Source organism: Paenarthrobacter sp. 10L420 (genome assembly GCF_056395385.1).
In genome coordinates, this window is sequence record NZ_JBFTJK010000001.1 from 620,108 (window position 1) to 636,553 (window position 16,446).

General features: G+C 62.6%; 14 protein-coding genes and 1 pseudogene. 11 read left to right on the forward strand and 4 right to left on the reverse strand.

What is annotated here, in order from left to right; all coding sequences use genetic code 11:
• Positions 1-56: 56 nt before the first annotated feature.
• The 3 genes from treZ (at position 57) to AC1DD5_RS03045 (ending at position 4,204) form a co-directional block, all read left to right on the forward strand.
• Positions 57-1,841: a malto-oligosyltrehalose trehalohydrolase gene (gene treZ, locus AC1DD5_RS03035; RefSeq protein WP_477520577.1), complete on the forward strand. Its 1,785-nt coding sequence runs from the start codon at positions 57-59 to the stop codon at positions 1,839-1,841.
• Between the two features lie 69 nt (positions 1,842-1,910).
• The gene (gene mgrA / locus AC1DD5_RS03040) at positions 1,911-2,948 is read left to right on the forward strand and encodes an L-glyceraldehyde 3-phosphate reductase (RefSeq protein ID WP_477520578.1); all 1,038 of its coding nucleotides are present in this window, start codon (positions 1,911-1,913) and stop codon (positions 2,946-2,948) included.
• A 170-nt stretch (positions 2,949-3,118) separates the two neighbouring features.
• Complete coding sequence (locus AC1DD5_RS03045) at positions 3,119-4,204, forward strand: inositol-3-phosphate synthase (RefSeq protein ID WP_477520579.1); 1,086 nt, start codon at positions 3,119-3,121, stop codon at positions 4,202-4,204.
• Positions 4,205-4,573: 369 nt separating this feature from the next.
• Here the strand turns inward: AC1DD5_RS03045 and AC1DD5_RS03050 are convergent, their stop codons facing one another.
• Positions 4,574-6,262 carry a formate--tetrahydrofolate ligase gene (locus AC1DD5_RS03050; protein ID WP_477520580.1) on the reverse strand — a complete coding sequence of 563 codons (1,689 nt, stop codon included), beginning with the start codon at positions 6,260-6,262 and terminating at the stop codon, positions 4,574-4,576.
• A 104-nt stretch (positions 6,263-6,366) separates the two neighbouring features.
• Entirely contained in the window at positions 6,367-7,611 is a 1,245-nt protein-coding gene (gene mshA / locus AC1DD5_RS03055) for a D-inositol-3-phosphate glycosyltransferase (RefSeq protein ID WP_442004091.1), read from the reverse strand.
• Between the two features lie 145 nt (positions 7,612-7,756).
• On the opposite strand from mshA, the gene AC1DD5_RS03060 reads away from it, so the two are divergent.
• Positions 7,757-8,290 (forward strand): N-acetyltransferase family protein, encoded by a 534-nt coding sequence (locus AC1DD5_RS03060; protein WP_477520581.1) that lies wholly within the window; start codon positions 7,757-7,759, stop codon positions 8,288-8,290.
• Positions 8,291-8,303: 13 nt separating this feature from the next.
• Here the strand turns inward: AC1DD5_RS03060 and AC1DD5_RS03065 are convergent, their stop codons facing one another.
• Positions 8,304-9,680, reverse strand: a complete 1,377-nt coding sequence (locus AC1DD5_RS03065; protein ID WP_477520582.1) for a family 4 glycosyl hydrolase — start codon at positions 9,678-9,680, stop codon at positions 8,304-8,306.
• Positions 9,681-9,726: 46 nt separating this feature from the next.
• Here AC1DD5_RS03065 and AC1DD5_RS03070 point away from each other — a divergent pair, with 46 nt between their 5' ends.
• From AC1DD5_RS03070 to tsaD, 6 genes are read left to right on the forward strand one after another with little or no spacing between them, the layout of a single operon-like run.
• Positions 9,727-10,821, forward strand: coding sequence for a carbohydrate kinase family protein (locus tag AC1DD5_RS03070; RefSeq protein WP_477520583.1), 1,095 nt, complete (start codon positions 9,727-9,729; stop codon positions 10,819-10,821).
• Positions 10,822-10,870: 49 nt separating this feature from the next.
• On the forward strand, positions 10,871-12,136 hold the full coding sequence (alr, locus tag AC1DD5_RS03075) for an alanine racemase (RefSeq protein WP_477520584.1): 1,266 nt from the start codon (positions 10,871-10,873) through the stop codon (positions 12,134-12,136).
• Positions 12,133-12,735, forward strand: a complete 603-nt coding sequence (tsaE, locus tag AC1DD5_RS03080; protein WP_477520585.1) for a tRNA (adenosine(37)-N6)-threonylcarbamoyltransferase complex ATPase subunit type 1 TsaE — start codon at positions 12,133-12,135, stop codon at positions 12,733-12,735. Before alr ends, tsaE begins: the two co-directional genes overlap by 4 nt.
• On the forward strand, positions 12,735-13,406 hold the full coding sequence (gene tsaB, locus AC1DD5_RS03085) for a tRNA (adenosine(37)-N6)-threonylcarbamoyltransferase complex dimerization subunit type 1 TsaB (RefSeq protein ID WP_477520586.1): 672 nt from the start codon (positions 12,735-12,737) through the stop codon (positions 13,404-13,406). Before tsaE ends, tsaB begins: the two co-directional genes overlap by 1 nt.
• A 13-nt stretch (positions 13,407-13,419) precedes the next feature.
• Positions 13,420-13,923, forward strand: a complete 504-nt coding sequence (gene rimI, locus AC1DD5_RS03090) for a ribosomal protein S18-alanine N-acetyltransferase (protein WP_477520587.1) — start codon at positions 13,420-13,422, stop codon at positions 13,921-13,923.
• On the forward strand, positions 13,920-15,047 hold the full coding sequence (gene tsaD / locus AC1DD5_RS03095; RefSeq protein WP_477520588.1) for a tRNA (adenosine(37)-N6)-threonylcarbamoyltransferase complex transferase subunit TsaD: 1,128 nt from the start codon (positions 13,920-13,922) through the stop codon (positions 15,045-15,047). Before rimI ends, tsaD begins: the two co-directional genes overlap by 4 nt.
• 11 nt (positions 15,048-15,058) lie before the next feature.
• Here tsaD and AC1DD5_RS03100 read toward each other — a convergent pair whose 3' ends face one another.
• Positions 15,059-16,210 carry a glutamate--cysteine ligase gene (locus AC1DD5_RS03100; RefSeq protein ID WP_477520589.1) on the reverse strand — a complete coding sequence of 384 codons (1,152 nt, stop codon included), beginning with the start codon at positions 16,208-16,210 and terminating at the stop codon, positions 15,059-15,061.
• 107 nt (positions 16,211-16,317) lie between these two features.
• Between AC1DD5_RS03100 and AC1DD5_RS03105 the strand changes: the two are divergent.
• Positions 16,318-16,404 (forward strand): annotated as a pseudogene (locus AC1DD5_RS03105) (ribosomal protein bL36); the annotation flags it as partial.
• Between the last annotated feature and the right edge of the window lie 42 nt (positions 16,405-16,446).

Genomic DNA, 16,446 nt, shown 5'->3' on the forward strand with positions numbered 1-16,446 from the left:
ACACCCAAACCAACACCGCCACTGCAACGCAAGCTAAAACAAGCACAGGGGACACGATGCTGGAGCACGCTGCTGGAAAAAACCGTTATGACGTCTGGGCGCCCAACGCCGGATCTGTGAAGCTGCTCGCCGGAGGTAGCGAGCACGCCATGGAACAAATCCACGACGGCGGCGCTACAGGATGGTGGCGCGCGTCCGTAGAGGTCACTGGCCAGGAAGGCGACGCGGTTGCGTACGGGTACTTCGTGGACGGCGAGGGGCCGTTTCCCGATCCGCGCTCGAGGCGGCAGCCGGACGGGGTGCATGGATTGTCCGCTATCTTCGATCCTGCCGCCTACCACTGGGGGGATGGTGAGTGGAAGGGGCGCAGCCTCAAGGGATCCGTCATCTATGAGCTCCACCTGGGCACGTTCACTCCCGAAGGCACACTTGACGCTGCCGCCCGGAAACTGGACTACTTGGTTAACCTGGGCGTCGACTTCATCGAACTGCTGCCAGTCAATGCTTTCAACGGAGTTCACAACTGGGGCTACGACGGCGTGCTGTGGTACGCCATCCACGAGCCCTACGGTGGCCCGGAGGCCTACCAGCGATTCGTCGATGCCGCCCACGCAGCGGGCTTGGGCGTTATCCAGGATGTGGTCTACAACCATCTTGGCCCCAGCGGCAATTACCTGCCCAAATTTGGCCCCTACCTGAAATCCGGGGAGGGGAACACGTGGGGCGACTCGGTAAACCTCGATGGCCCGGGCTCCGACGAGGTACGCCGTTACATCCTGGAGAACGCGGCGATGTGGCTCCGCGACTATCACGTGGATGGGCTCAGGCTCGACGCCGTGCACGCCCTGCGCGATGAACGGGCCGTGCACATCCTTGAGGACTTTGGTGCGCTGGGAGACCAGATCGAAGCGGAAACCGGGGTGACAAAAACCCTGATCGCAGAATCGGATCTGAACAATCCGCGGCTCATCTATCCCCGTAAGGACAACGGTTATGGCCTGGAGGGCCAATGGAGTGACGACTTCCACCACGCCCTGCACGTGAACCTCAGCGGTGAAACCACCGGGTACTACGCGGACTTCGATTCCCTCGCTGTCCTCGCAAAGGTCCTCGAGCACGGCTTCCTCCACGATGGCAGCTACTCAAGCTTCCGGGGACGCCACCACGGTCGGCCGATCCGGCACGACCTCGCGCATCCTTCCGCGTTGGTAGTTTGCCTGCAAAACCACGATCAGATCGGCAACCGTGCCACCGGTGACCGGCTTACTGCATCAGTGTCATATGATCGGTTGGCGATCGGCGCAGTGCTGACGATGACATCCCCTTTCACACCCATGCTTTTCATGGGCGAGGAATTTGGGGCTTCCACGCCGTGGCAGTTCTTCACCTCGCACCCCGAACCGGAATTGGGGGAGGCCACAGCGAAGGGCCGGATCAAGGAATTTGAACGAATGGGCTGGGACCCTGCCGTTGTGCCGGACCCCCAGGATCCCGAAACTTTCAAGCGCTCAAAGCTGGACTGGGGCGAGCCCAGCGCCGGGGACCACGCCCGCCTGCTGCAGCTGTATCGGGATTTAGCACAGCTGCGCCGGAACACGCCGGAGTTGGTGAACGGAGGTTTTGGCGAGACCACGGTGGAGTTCGACGACGACGAGCACTGGCTGGAGATGACCCGCGGCGCCATCCGCGTGGTGTGCAACTTTGGTGACGAGCCTCTGGATTCGCCTATGGGTGGCTCCCTGCTGCTGGCAACCGACACGGAAGTAGTCCTCGACGACGGTTCGCTGACCCTTCCGGGCGGGAGCGCCGCCGTCGTGCGTGTCCAGCAAGGCGAGCAGTGACGAGGGTGACGGCGCCCACATTGCGGACAGCCCGAACACGGTGATCTGTGCAGTGGCAGGATGGTACGTATGACTTATTCGGCTGCGGAAAACCGCTACGAAACCATGCCCTACCGCCGCGTTGGACGCAGTGGTCTCAAGCTCCCCGCTATCTCGCTGGGCCTTTGGCACAACTTCGGCGACGACAAGCGGTTCGACGAACAGCGCGCCATCCTGCGCCGTGCCTTCGATCTGGGCGTCAACCACTTCGACCTCGCCAACAACTACGGTCCGCCGGATGGATCGGCAGAAACGAACTTCGGGCGCCACCTCAAGGACGACTTCAAGCCGTACCGTGATGAGCTCGTCATCTCCACGAAGGCCGGCTACTACATGTGGCCGGGCCCGTACGGTGAATGGGGATCCCGCAAGTACCTGATCTCCAGCCTTGACCAGTCCCTGCAGCGCATGGGCCTGGACTACGTGGACATCTTCTACAGCCACCGGCCTGACCCCGAAACTCCATTGGAGGAAACCATGGGGGCGCTGGACTACGCGGTCCGGTCCGGCAAAGCCTTGTACGCGGGTATCTCTTCCTACACCCCCGAGCAGACGCTCGAGGCAGCCCGGATCCTGAAGGAACTCGGCACCCCTCTGCTCATCCACCAACCCAGCTACTCCATGCTGAACCGATGGACCGAGAACGGTTCGCCGAACCTCTACGAGGCACTGGACCAGGTGGGCGCCGGCTCCATCGCCTTCTCTCCTCTTGCCCAGGGGATGCTGACCAACCGCTACCTCAATGGTGTTCCGGCTGACTCGCGGGCCGCCAAGGAACGGTTCCTCTCCGAATCCGCATTGACGGAGGACAAACTGGACCGCGTTCGGGGACTCAACGCCATCGCCGAGGGCCGTGGACAGACCCTCGCACAGATGGCCATTGCATGGATTCTGCGTGACCAGCCGAAGGGCTCTCCCGTAACATCCGCGCTTGTCGGGGCCTCCAGCGTTGCGCAGCTTGAAGACACGCTGAGCGCCATCAACAACCTGAAGTTCACCACAGAGGAGCTGACTGCGATCGACGAGTTCGCCGTCGAATCCGACATCAATCTGTGGGCGCAGAAGTAAACCGAGGGAAAAGACATAAAACAGGAGGGGCCGGCGGGAACAAAGCCGGCCCCTTCTCTGTTGGCTACAATGCAAGTGTGCGCCAACTGGCGCCGTGCCAATCAGTCGTGCTCTGAGCTCAGTCAGAGTTTGCGCCTGGCACCTGAGGTTTAGTTCTCAAAAGGAGTTCCGTGTCTTCACATCCGATTCGTGTTGCCATTGTCGGCGTAGGAAACTGCGCCGCATCGCTGGTCCAAGGTGTTCAGTACTATCGCGACGCTGACCCCAAGGCCACGATCCCGGGTCTGATGCACGTCGAGTTCGGCCAGTACCACGTCAACGATGTTCAGTTCGTTGCTGCTTTCGACGTTGATAGCAAGAAGGTTGGACTGGACCTTGCCGACGCCATCGGCGCCAGCGAAAACAACACCATCAAGATCGCCGACGTCCCTGCCACCGGGGTCACCGTTCAGCGTGGACATACCCTTGACGGTTTGGGCAAGTACTACCGCGAGACCATCGTCGAAGCTCCCGAGGAGGACGTCGACATCGTTGCTGTCCTTCGCGAAGCCAAGGTAGACGTCATGGTTTGCTACCTGCCCGTTGGTTCGGAGCAGGCTGCCAAGTTCTACGCCCAGTGCGCCATCGACGCCGGCGTGGCCTTCGTCAATGCCCTCCCCGTCTTCATTGCTGGCACCAAGGAGTGGGCTGACAAGTTCACTGCAGCGGGTGTTCCGATCGTGGGCGACGACATCAAGAGCCAGATCGGTGCCACCATCACCCACCGCGTGATGGCCAAGCTGTTCGAGGACCGCGGCGTCACTCTGGACCGCACGTACCAGCTGAACGTTGGCGGCAACATGGACTTCAAGAACATGCTTGAGCGCGATCGCCTTGAGTCCAAGAAGATTTCCAAGACGCAGGCCGTCACCTCCAACGTTGAGGCTGAGCTTCACGCTGACGACGTCCACATCGGGCCGTCCGATTACGTTGCCTGGCTTGACGACCGCAAGTGGGCCTTCGTCCGCCTCGAGGGCCGCAACTTCGGTGATGCTCCCGTTTCCCTCGAATACAAGCTCGAAGTATGGGATTCCCCGAACTCCGCAGGTGTGATCATCGATGCCATCCGCGCCGCCAAGATTGGCCTGGACCGCGGCATCGGCGGCCCGCTGCTCTCCGCATCCAGCTACTTCATGAAGTCCCCGCCGGAGCAGTTCAACGACGACATCGCCCGCGACAAGGTTGAAGCCTTCATCCGCGGCGACATCGAGCGCTAAAGCCCCGAACGCCAAGCCCTCGAGCGCTACTCTCGAACGCTGACAGAAGACGCCCTCCCACTCCCATGGGAGGGCGTCTTTTGCGCTTCCGATGCTCTCTCACATCCTGACGCTTTTCGCCGGTCCCTCTCTCACTTACCACCGGATTTGGACGGTTGCTCTCTCACGTACCGTCAGCCTTTTGGGGACCGGGTGGAGGTGATAGAGCATCGGTGGAATGTGGCGTGGAGGTGATAGAGCATCGGTGGAATGTGGCCTGGAGGTGATAGAGCGTCGGTGGGACGGCGGGTGGAGGTGATAGAGCATCGGTGAAAATGCGGGTGGAAGTGATAGAGGATCGGTGGAAAGCGGCCACGATGTGAGAGAAGGTCAGAAGAGGCCGGTTGGCTTGCCGTCGGCATCGACGTCCATGCGCATGGCGGCCGGTTCCTTGGGCAGGCCGGGCATGGTCATGACGGCTCCGGTAAGGGCGACAATGAAGCCCGCGCCTGTTTTTGGAATGAGTTCGCGCACGTGTACCCGGAATCCCTTTGGCGCCCCGAGCTTTGACGCGTCGTCCGTGAACGAGTATTGCGTCTTGGCCATGCAGACGGGGAGTCCGCCCCACCCATTTTTTTGAATGTCCACAAGTCGCTTCTGTGCCGGGACGGAAAATTCAACGCCGTCGGCGCCGTAGATCTCCTGCACTATCGTCCGGATCTTGTCCTCCACAGAAAGCTCCAGCGGGTACAAGTGGTGGAAATTTGATGGCCCTCGCACTGCCGCTGCCACCTTCGCCGCAAGTTCGTCCCCACCATCGCCTCCGCCGCCACGGCCCCAGACATCGGCGACGGCGGCTTCCACGCCTTCCGCTGCGCACCACTTCAGCAGCCACTGGAGTTCTTCGTCTGTGTCGGTGGCGAACTTGTTGATGGCGACGACCGGCGAAATGCCGAACTTGGCGACATTCCCAACATGGCGTTTGAGATTTTCCACCCCAGCGGCTACAGCGTCGACGTTGGGCTCGCTGAGTTTGTCCTTCGGAATTCCGCCTTGCATCTTGAGCGCCCGGATCGTTGCCACGACAACGACGGCGGACGGTGCCACGTCAGCGATGCGGGACTTGATGTCCATGTACTTTTCGGCACCCAGGTCCGCGCCGAATCCAGCCTCGGTGACCACGATGTCCGCAAGTTGCTGCGCGGTCCGGGTTGCTATGAGCGAGTTGCACCCGTGGGCAATGTTGGCGAAGGGCCCACCATGGACCAGTGCCGGCGTCCCGGCGATGGTCTGGACAAGGTTTGGTTTGATGGCGTCCTTCAAGAGCAGAGTCAGGGCACCCTCCACCCCAAGGTCCGCAACAGTTACGGGTTGGCGGTCGAAGGTGTAGCCGAAAGTGATGCGGCCCAAGCGTGCACGAAGGTCGTTCAAGTCCGTCGCCAGGCAGAAAACGGCCATGATCTCGGAGGCCACTGTGATGTCAAAGCCATCTTGCCGGGGTACGCCCTGGGCCGGACCACCCAGCCCGATAATGATTTCCCGTAAGGAGCGGTCGTTCATGTCGATGACCCGTTTGAACGTCATGCGGCGGGGGTCGATTCCGAGGTGGTTGCCTTGGAAGATGTGGTTGTCCACGAGTGCCATGAGGGCGTTGTTGGCCGAGGTGACGGCGTGGAAGTCGCCGGTGAAGTGGAGATTGATATCGTCCATGGGCAGCACCTGTGAGTAGCCGCCACCCGTTGCTCCTCCCTTCATGCCAAGGATGGGTCCCAGCGACGGTTCGCGGAGTGCGATCATCACTTTGTGGCCGGCGCGTGCGAGGGAATCAGCGAGGCCTACAGTGGTTGTCGATTTGCCTTCGCCCGCAGGCGTGGGGGACATGGCTGAAACGAGGACTACCTTGCCGGGCGCCTTGCCCTGAGGGAGCACGAGCTTGGCCGGATTGATCTTGGCTTTGTAAGGCCCATAAAGTTCCAATGCGTCCACGTTGATGCCCGCCCGTCGTGCAATCTCTTCGATGGGCAGGATGGTGGCGCTATGGGCTATCTCAAGATCGCTCAGGCCCTTGTTTTCAGACATCGTTGTCCTTCGGCTTAGTGCTTACGCTGTGTAGGCCGACGCTCCGCGCCCGCCTACGCTGTGCGCGACAATCTATCAGTCAGCAGCCAGTAACCGCGTGAGGTTCACCGCCGGGGGACCAGCAGGCCGCTGACAGATTCGCGGTAGCTTTCCAGGGTGATCGCAGCAGTGCGCTGCCAGCCGAAGGATTCGGCATGGGTTGCGGCCAAACGGCCCATGTCCTCGCGTGTCTGGACGTCGTCGTACAAATCCTCGAGGGCATCAGCCCAGTCGGAAGGATCGTGACCATCCACGAGGATACCTGTCCGTCCATCGGAGATGGCGCGAGAGAGCCCACCAACGTTGGTGGCCACCACGGGGGTCCCGCACGCTTGTGCTTCCAAGGCCACAAGTCCGAAGGATTCGCTGAAAGAGGGCATCACTACGACGTCGGCGGAGCGGAACCAGCTGGCAAGCTCGGGCGCTACAACCGGCGGGCGATGCGTGACGATGTCAGCCAGCCCGGCCTCCTCGATGATGTGCTGCAGGTTGAAGTCCTTGGCGCCGCTGAGCGAGCCCAGAATGGTCATTTCCAAATCGATGTCCGGCCTGCGCTTTCGCAGGATGCCGGCTGCTTTGACGAAGACTTGGGGACCCTTGAGCCGTTGGATCCGGCCCGCGAACAGAATATGGAAGCTGTCCGGCCTGACATCGCGCTGGGCTCGGGATTTACGACGGAATGATGGCGTGAAGATCTGGAGGTCGACGCCCGGAGGCGCGATGTCGATCCTGTCGATATCTGCACCGTAGTGGGAGACCAGCTCGTCTGCCTCGGAAGCTGTATTGGCGATGAGACGGGTAGCTCCATCAACGATCCTCTGCTCGCCCTCCTCCCGACGCCGCGGCTCGGGGCGCTCACCGGACTCGAGAACAAGGTTCTTGACCTTCGCCATGGTGTGCATGGTGTGGATCAGCGGAACACCCCAGAGCTCAGACAATTCCAGACCCGCAACCCCGGACACCCAGTAATGCGAATGGATGGCGTCGTAGCGGCCGTTCGGTTGCTCGTGCCGGATTCGATCGATCTGCTCCACCATCTGATGGAGCAGGGCAGGCAATTCTTCCTTCGGGACTTTCCGCCGCGGTCCGGCCAGGACGTTGTGGACGCATACACCTGGACCGGGATGTTCGACGGCGGCCTGGCCGGCTTTGGTGGAACGGGTAAAAATCTCTACCTCTACGCCGGACTCCGCCAGTGCGAGGGCCAGTGCCCGCACATAGACGTTCATCCCCCCAGCGTCACCTGCCCCTGGCTGCTCCATGGGGGAGGTGTGCAGTGAAAGGAATGCCACCCGCCGGATCAACGGCACACTTTCCTCCTTCGTGTGAAGCCAACTTGTGAAGCCAAACCACTTTTGCCCTGCAGAAAACACTACTCCTGAAGCCGAGCACTACATGGCGCCGATCCCGGCTATGTGGCCAAGCAATCCCGGCTAAGTGGACAAGGCTGCTAGCGTGTGCGCTGTGAGCCAAGAAACCCTTTTCGACATTCGCCCAGCCACATCCGAAGATTGGCCCGGTATCTGGTCCGTCATGGAGCCCATCATCCGTGAGGGGGAGACCTTCACCTGGGACCGCGACACCACTGAAGAAGCTGCCCGTTTGAAGTGGATGAAGGAAGCGCCGGGCCAAACGTTTGTGGCGGTGCGTACTGCGGATGGGCCGCATCCCGGAGGCGAGGTCCTGGGCACCGGCGAGTTCCACGCGAACCAGGCCGGTGGCGGCAGCCATGTGGCGAACGCCGGGTATATGGTGAGCTCCAAACATTCTGGCCAGGGAATTGCACGGGCTCTGTGTGCCTACTCATTGCAGGAAGCCAAAGCGGCAGGATTCCGCTCCATGCAATTCAATGCTGTGGTGGAGAGCAACGTCCGCGCGGTGTGGTTGTGGCAATCGATGGGTTTCCGCATCCTGGCCACGGTCCCTGAGGCCTTCGATCACCCTGAAATCGGCTACGTCGGCCTGCATGTGATGTACCGGAAGCTCTAGGAGCCCACACAAATCATTTCCAGAGTCGCCGCAGATCCGGGAAGGCTGCCTCGTAGCCGTCAAGGAGTTGCGCGCCCAGCGACGCCGAACCTACCAGCGGGTGGGCGGCAAAGGCTTCCACTGCAGCGTCGCGGTCACCGTCCCGCACTGCCCGGACCGTCAGCCGCTCCACTTCCTTGACGTGTTGCATCAGGGTGAGGAACTGGCCTCCGGGCCGTTCCTGCGCAAGCGGCAGGGCGCCGTCGGGCGTTACTTCGCAGGGAACTTCGACGACGGCGTCCCCCGGCAGCCCGGGCACGGCGACTTCCGCCGCATTTGCCGAGGAGGGGGAGACGGGTGAATTGGGGACATTGAGGATCAACTGGGCGGTCCCACCTCCGGATAGAGCCCGCATCACGGACAATGCCACACGCTCATAGCCGCCCCCGGCGAGGTCTTCCTCGTCGCGGTGCTCCCCGTGAGTACGGGCCTCGGCCAAGTAGCCTTCCTCCCGGGAGCGCCGGGCCGCATCCCACAGGGCGTAGGCGTTGGCGGATTCCACCAGGGAAGGGTAGAGCGTGCTCTGTTGCTGGTGGATGGAGGCCCCGCGTGTTTCGCGTTGCTTTAGGATGGCTTGCGTTGCCTGCTCGGTTTCGTAGTAGTAGTAAAGGTATTCATTGGGCAGGCAACCGAGTTTCTCCAGCGTGTGCTGGCCGAACAAACGCCCTTCCTCGATTGTTTCGAGCGCCCCACGATCCGATAACAGGTCCCGCAGCAGGTCCCGGCCGCCGGGTGCCAGCCGGTACAGCCAGCCGAGGTGGTTCAACCCGAAGTAGCCCACGCCGTCGAGCGTTCCTTCTTGGAGGGGTGAACCGGCAGCCCGTGCCGCGCGCTGGACCAGGCCGCCGGCGGAATCACAGATCCCAATGACCTTTCGTCCCAGCACCGGCACGAGTGCCTCGGTCACCATCCCGGCGGGGTTGGTGAAGTTGATGAGCCACGCATCCGGGCAGTGATGCAGCATGGCCTCGGCAAGCTCCAGCATGTGCGGAATGGTGCGGAGGGCGTAAGAGATACCGCCCGCGCCCGTGGTCTCCTGCCCCAGCAAACCCAGGTCCAAGGCCACGCGTTCGTCGGCGATCCGGCCTTCCGTTCCACCAGGGCGGATCGCCGCAAAGACCATGTCGGTGCCGGTGAGTGCCTGCAACAGGTCCGTGGAAATCACGACGGCGGGCCGGGAGCCTTCCGGGGTGGGCATATCGCGGAGGACAGCTTCGATGGCCGCGAGACGTGCGGGATCGACGTCGTAGAGCACCACCTCGTGCACCAGCCCCGCGAACGGACCCGTACATAACGCACGGTACACAAGGGGTACCCGGAATCCGCCGCCACCGGCGATCATGAGCCGCATGATCCGAGTCTATGCAGCCCGGAAGGCGCAGCGTAGTCTGCCGTGCATGGACGCAATGCCCCAGCGACGTTTTGATCCCCTTGCCGCCGTGCGCACGGAGGGCGATGGCCAATGCGACCTTCTCCTGGCAGGAACGGTCTTCCAGGACATCATTTTCACGGGACTCCCGCACTCTCCCGAGCCCGGAACTGAAGTGTGGAGCGAAGGCATGGGCAGCTGCCCGGGCGGGGTTGCAAACCAAGCGATCGCAGCAGCCCGGCTTGGCCTGAGGACCAACCTGGCGGCAGCGTTTGGCGACGACGGGTACGGCGATTACAACTGGCAGATTCTTGAAAGCCAGGAGCACGTGGACTTGTCCCTGTCGCGCCGCGTCCCGGGCTGGCACTCGCCGGTGACGGTGTCCATGTGCGTGAACCAGGATCGATCCATGGTCACCCACGGGCACCCGGCGCCGATCAAGGCCTCGGAGCTGATCGGACAGCCGCCCAAGGCACTCGCCGCCGTCGCGGATCTGGACGAGGAGTTGGAACCGTGGATGTTGGCGGCGAAGACAGGGGGAACCAAGCTTTTCGGCGTGGTGGGCTGGGACCCGAGCGGAGAGTGGTCCCAGCGCAGGCTGGACCAACTGGAACATTTTTACGCTTTCCTGCCCAACGCCCCGGAGGCCATGGCGTTCACGGGCAAGACCGACCCCTGGGCGGCGTTGTATTCCTTGGCCGATCGCGTTCCAGTGGCTGTGGTGACATTAGGTGCGCAGGGCGCCATGGCCGTGGACTCGGAGACGGGCGAAGAGGAATGGGTGCCGTCGTTGCCGGTGTCTGCGTACGATCCGACCGGCGCCGGTGATTGTTTCGGGGCGGCCTTCATTGTGGGCTCTCTGGCAGGGTGGAGATTGGGGGACCGCCTGCGGTTCGCGAACCTCTGTGCCTCGCTGGCCGTGCAACAAGTTGGCGGATCCCTCGCTGCACCTGGCTGGGGCGACATCGCGGACTGGTGGCAGCGTGCCAACGCGAGGAAGGAACGCCAATCGAGCCAGTGGCTGCGGCGTTTCGCGTTCCTTGAGCCGATCGTGAAGGACATCCCCGCCGAAGCCCAACGGCGAGCCCGCGCCACGATCGCCCACTTGTCAGATGCCCAGTAGCAGAGCCGGCAGTTAACCCCTCTTCACCCACACCACTAGAATCTCTAGGGTGACTTACGAAGCAGCTGCAGATATCGGGATCGGGTCCAAGACCTCCATGGCAAAGTCAGCGGTGCTGGAGCGTTCCGCCGTGATCGATCTTGAGGCCGTGCGGCACAACGTTCGCCAGTTTGTTGCTATTGCCTCCCCGGCTTCCGTCATGGCTGTGGTGAAGGCCGACGCTTATGGCCATGGCGTCTTGCAGGTGGCACGTGCCGCCCTCGACGCCGGAGCGGCCTGGCTCGGCGTCGCCCACATTTCCGAGGCGCTCGCCCTGCGGGCCGCCGGTATTGAAGCACCCCTTTTGGCGTGGCTGCACACCCGTGAAAGCAACTTCCAAGCCGCAGTTGCCGCTGGCATCGACGTCGGGATTTCCGGGTGGGAACTCGACGCCGTCGTGGCGGCCGCCCGCGAACAGGAGCGCCCCGCACGGGTCCACTTGAAGGTGGATACAGGGCTGGGCCGCAACGGCTGCCCCATCGCTGACTGGGACCAGTTGGTGGGCCAAGCCATGGAATACCAGGACGAGGGCCTGCTTCGCGTCGTTGGCATTTTCTCCCACCTTGCCGTGGCCGACGAGCCGCACCGGCCCGAAACGGATCAGCAATTGGCGGTTTTCCGTGACGCGCTCGCCATTGCTGAGGATGCTGGCGTCGATACTGAGGTCAGGCACATCGCCAACACTCCCGCCGCGCTGTCCCGGCCGGATTCGCACTTTGACCTCATCCGCGTCGGGCTCGGCATCTACGGGTTGTCGCCCTTCGAAGGGGTTACCTCCGCCGAACTTGGCCTGCACGCTGCTATGAGCGTCCGCACACTCCTCTCCAACTGCAAAAAGGTCCCCCAAGGCCAAGGCGTTTCCTATGGCCTGAAGTACCACACCGGCCAGGAGACCACGCTCGGCTTGATTCCCCTGGGCTACGCGGATGGCGTCCCGCGCGTCGCCACTGGCGGACCAGTTCGCGTCAACGGCGTCAACTACCCTGTGGTGGGCCAGATCGCGATGGACCAGATGGTGATTGATCTTGGACCGCTCACCCCTGAAGAAGCGGCCGGCCTCAAGGGCGCCGAAGCCGTGATGTTCGGCGACGGTGCCGATGGGGGTCCCACCGCGGATGATTGGGCGGCCGCAGCGGGAACCATCAACTACGAGATCGTCACGCGCATCAGCCCCCGCGTGCCTCGCAGCTACGTCAATGAGGCTCCGGCACAGCCTGAGGCACAACCGAAGGTACAACGCGGCACCCAGGCAGCATCGGAAACGGCGACGCTGTGAACGAACCACAGATCGAACCAAGCGAACCGCTGTGGGAACGCAGCCTGAAGGTCACGACGGCGGAGCAGACCCACGCGCTCGGTGCAGCACTGGGTGGGGTGCTTGAGGCGGGGGACCTCCTTGTCCTGACCGGAGAGTTGGGTGCGGGGAAAACGACCTTCACTCAGGGACTGGGAGAGGGCTTGGGCGTGCGTGCCGGGATCATCTCGCCTACGTTCGTGCTGGTTCGGATTCATCCCAACCTTTCGGATGGTCCGCGGCCTGGCGGCCCGGACCTGGTCCACGTCGATGCCTACAGGCTGGAATCCGCTGCTGAAATCGATGACATTGATCTTGAGAACACCATGGACACGTCCGTAACCGTGGTGGAGTGGGGGCGGGACCGGGTGGAGCACCTCTCGGACAGCCGTCTGGAAGTTGATCTTCACCGGTCTGTGGGTGCTGTGCCGGCCAACGTTGCGGACAGCGGCGGCACGGTCCTGGACTTTGACACTGATGATGACGACGAACCGCGCACCATCGTTTTCCGCGGTTTCGGCCCCCGCTGGGCCGAGGCACCGAAGCTTCTTGAAACCACGATCTCCGAAGGAGGCCACTGATGCTGATCCTGGCCATCGACACTTCAGCAGTGGCCAGCGCTGCGCTGATATCGGACGTTGCCATGGAAGGCGTGGTGGATTCCTTCTCCACCGAGGACACCCGCAGCCATGCCGAAGTCCTTGCACCCGGCATCGAGAAACTCCTGGCCGGAGCAGGGGTTACCGGCGCGGACATTGACGTGATCGTCACAGGGGTGGGGCCCGGACCGTTTACCGGGCTGCGCTCGGGCATAGCAACCGCACGCACCCTGGCCTTCGTCTGGAACAAACCGCTGTATGGCCTGATGAGCCTTGATGCGATCGCCCTTGAAGTGGCGGAGTCCACTGCGGCTGTTCCCGAATTCCTGGTGGCCACTGACGCCCGGCGCAAAGAGGTTTACTGGGCACGGTACGTCCTGGAGGAGGGCCAGCTACCCCAACTCATCGACGGACCGCATGTGGGTTTCGCCTCGGACTTGCCGGACCTTCCCGTGTTCGGGGCCGGCGCTGGACTGTACGCCGACGTCCTCCGTGGGGACGAAGACTTTGCGGACACACAGCCGGACGCGGCCTCCCTTGGCCAAGTGGCGCTGGCCCGGTTGACGGCAGGGCAGGAACTCTTGGATTCCACACCCTTGTACTTGCGCGAATCCGACGCCCAAGTGCCGGGTCCCAGGAAGCGTGCCCTGTGATGAAAGGGGAACTGTGAAACTTTCGCCCAACCTGGAGCTCGCCGGAGTTTCCCTGCGCGACATGACGGAGGCTGACGTCCCGGCCGTGGAAGCCTTGGAACGACGATTGTTCCCTGTGGATGCCTGGCCCCTGCAAATGTTCTTCGACGAGTTGTCCCAGCCGGAGACCCGCCGTTATGTCGTGGCCGAGGTTGCGGGCCAGATCGTGGCGTACGCCGGCTTGATGTGCATTGAGCCGATCGCGGACGTCCAGACGATCGCCGTCGTTCCCGAATTCGAAGGCAAGGGCATCGGTTCTGCCATTCTGACCGAACTGATTGAAGAGTCGCGGCGGCGTCGTGCCGCGGACGTCCTCCTGGAGGTGCGGGCGGACAACCCCCGCGCACAGCAGTTGTATCTGCGCTTCGGATTTGAGCAGATCCATGTCCGGCCGCGGTATTACCGGGACGGGACGGACGCGTTGATCATGCGCCTACCCCTCAACGAGCCACATTCCACAGAAGGAGCCAACGCGTGAGCGGCCCTTATCCAGAACAGCCGAAGCAGCCGTTGGTGCTGGGCGTCGAATCGTCCTGCGACGAAACCGGCGTCGGAATCGTGCGCGGCACAACGCTGCTGACCAACACGGTGTCCTCGTCCATGGACGAGCACGTGCGCTTTGGTGGCGTCATCCCGGAGATCGCTTCGCGCGCCCACCTTGACGCCTTTGTCCCCACCCTCCAGGAAGCGCTGCACGAAGCCGGGGTGACCTTGGAGGACATCGATGCCATTGCTGTCACCTCCGGTCCCGGCCTGGCCGGCGCCCTCATGGTGGGTGTCTGCGCCGCGAAGGCCTTGGCCGTCGCCACGGGCAAGCCGCTCTACGCGATCAACCACCTTGTAGCGCACGTTGGCGTGGGGCTGCTGGAGGCAAGGCCCGACGCCGGTGCTGCCGCCGGCTTGGGTGCCGGCCAGTTGCCGCAGAACCTCGGTGCGCTTCTGGTTTCGGGTGGACACACGGAGATCCTCCGCATTCGCAGCATCACAGATGACGTGGAACTCCTGGGCTCCACCATCGACGACGCCGCCGGAGAAGCCTACGACAAAGTGGCCCGGATCCTGGGCCTTGGCTACCCCGGTGGTCCAGCCATAGACAAACTCGCACGCCAGGGCAATCCCAAATCGATCCGCTTCCCGCGCGGCCTTACGCAACCCAAATACATGGGCACCGCAGAAGAAAAGGGACCGCACCGCTACGACTGGTCCTTCAGCGGCCTGAAAACCGCGGTGGCCAGATGCGTGGAGCAATTCGAAGCCCGCGGTGAGGAAGTACCTGTAGCCGATATTGCAGCGGCATTCCAGGAAGCCGTGGTGGACGTCATTAGTTCCAAGGCGGTCCTGGCCTGCAAGGAGAACGGCATCACTGACGTGCTGCTGGGTGGTGGCGTTGCTGCCAACTCGCGGCTACGTGAATTAACCGGTCAACGGTGCGTGTCGGCGGGCATCAAGCTGCACGTGCCGCCGCTGGATCTCTGCACGGACAATGGTGCCATGGTGGCAGCGCTTGGAGCTCAACTGATCATGGCCGGAATCGGGCCCAGCGGGATAGCCTTCGCGCCGGATTCTTCCATGCCGGTTACTACGGTATCGGTGGCGGCGTAAGTTCCCTGGACTTAAGCGTCCGGGCCTTTGCGCATCTGCTGCACGAGATCCATGACCACTGCCTGCAGGTCCCCGTTGTGTTCAGCGGCCACGCGGCGCTGGCGCTGGTAGCTGGCGCCGCGTTCGATGATCTTCAGGACGTCGGCCAGTTCCTCAGAGCACCCGAGCTTGGCTGCCACGGGTTCCAAACGTGCGACGGTTTCTGCCAGGTGCTCGGTGACCAACTGCTCGTTGCCCTTGGCATCGAGGATGATGATGGCTTCCATGCCATAGCGGGCGGCACGCCACTTGTTTTCCTGGACGTGCCATGGCGGCATCGTGGGGATGCTGCCGCCGGCGTCGAGGATGGAGGAGAACTCGTCCACGAGGCACTGCGTCAGTGCTGCGATCGCGCCCACTTCCTCTAGTGTGGCGAGGCCATCGCAAATGCGCATCTCGATAGTGCCCAGGTTGGAGACGGGTCGGATGTCCCAACGAATTTCAGAGGTGGCATCGATGACACCTGTGGTGAACATGTCCTGGACATAGGACTCGTACGCTTCCCAGGTTTCGAACTGGAACGGCAAGCCAGCGGTGGGGAGCTGCTGGAACATGAGGGCGCGCTGGGATGCGTAGCCGGTTTCTTCGCCGGCCCAGAAGGGGCTGGAAGCGCTGAGTGCCTGGAAGTGCGGGAAATAGTTGACCAGGCCGTCCAGGATGGGGAGTACTTTGTCCCGGCGATCGATGCCCACGTGGACGTGGACACCGTAGATGACCATTTGGCGTCCCCACCATTGGGTCCGCTCGATCAGCTTGGCGTAGCGCTCCTTGTCGGTGACCGGCTGGAGCAGGGGAGGGCTGAAGGGATGGCTGCCTGCGCAGAACACCTCGACTCCCATGGGATCGGTGACTTCGCGGACAGCGGCGAGGGAGCGGCTGAGGTCTTCTTTGGCTTCCTTGACCGTTTCGCAGATTCCGGTAACGAGCTCCACGGTATTCAGGAGCAGTTCGCGCTTGATATGGGGGTGTTCGTCGTCTTCGTTGAGGTCCGGGTGGTTCGCGGACACTCCCTTGAGGACGTCGTTCGCGACTGAGACCAGTTCCCCGGTGCGTGCATTGACGAGCGCCAACTCCCATTCCACACCCAGTGTCGATTGCCTGGATGGCGCAAACTCAATCTGCACGTAGTCCCCTCGTTGCTTGTTTCTGCTGGAGTTTCAGCTGGACGCAACCCGCTGCGGGGCCGTCAGCGGTCGGCTCAAGTCTAGTGCAGCCGGAGCAGGCGTGATTGCTGGCGGGTGCGCAGATCGTCCGGCGGCGTTGGCGCACGTTCGTCATCAACAAGAACAACCCGCGCATGAAGGCCCGCCAGGGCTAACCGCGCGGCACTGTAAAGCAGCAGCGAAAAGAAGCCGTTGTT

Excerpts from the sequence above, each read along its gene's own strand:
- AC1DD5_RS03065 (WP_477520582.1), bottom strand. The coding sequence starts at position 9,680 with ATGCGGCTCATGATCGCCGGTGGCGGCGGATTCCGGGTACCCCTTGTG.
- treZ (WP_477520577.1), top strand. The coding sequence starts at position 57 with ATGCTGGAGCACGCTGCTGGAAAAAACCGTTATGACGTCTGGGCGCCC.
- AC1DD5_RS03070 (WP_477520583.1), top strand. The coding sequence starts at position 9,727 with ATGGACGCAATGCCCCAGCGACGTTTTGATCCCCTTGCCGCCGTGCGC.
- AC1DD5_RS03050 (WP_477520580.1), bottom strand. The coding sequence starts at position 6,262 with ATGTCTGAAAACAAGGGCCTGAGCGATCTTGAGATAGCCCATAGCGCC.
- tsaB (WP_477520586.1), top strand. The coding sequence starts at position 12,735 with ATGCTGATCCTGGCCATCGACACTTCAGCAGTGGCCAGCGCTGCGCTG.
- mgrA (WP_477520578.1), top strand. The coding sequence starts at position 1,911 with ATGACTTATTCGGCTGCGGAAAACCGCTACGAAACCATGCCCTACCGC.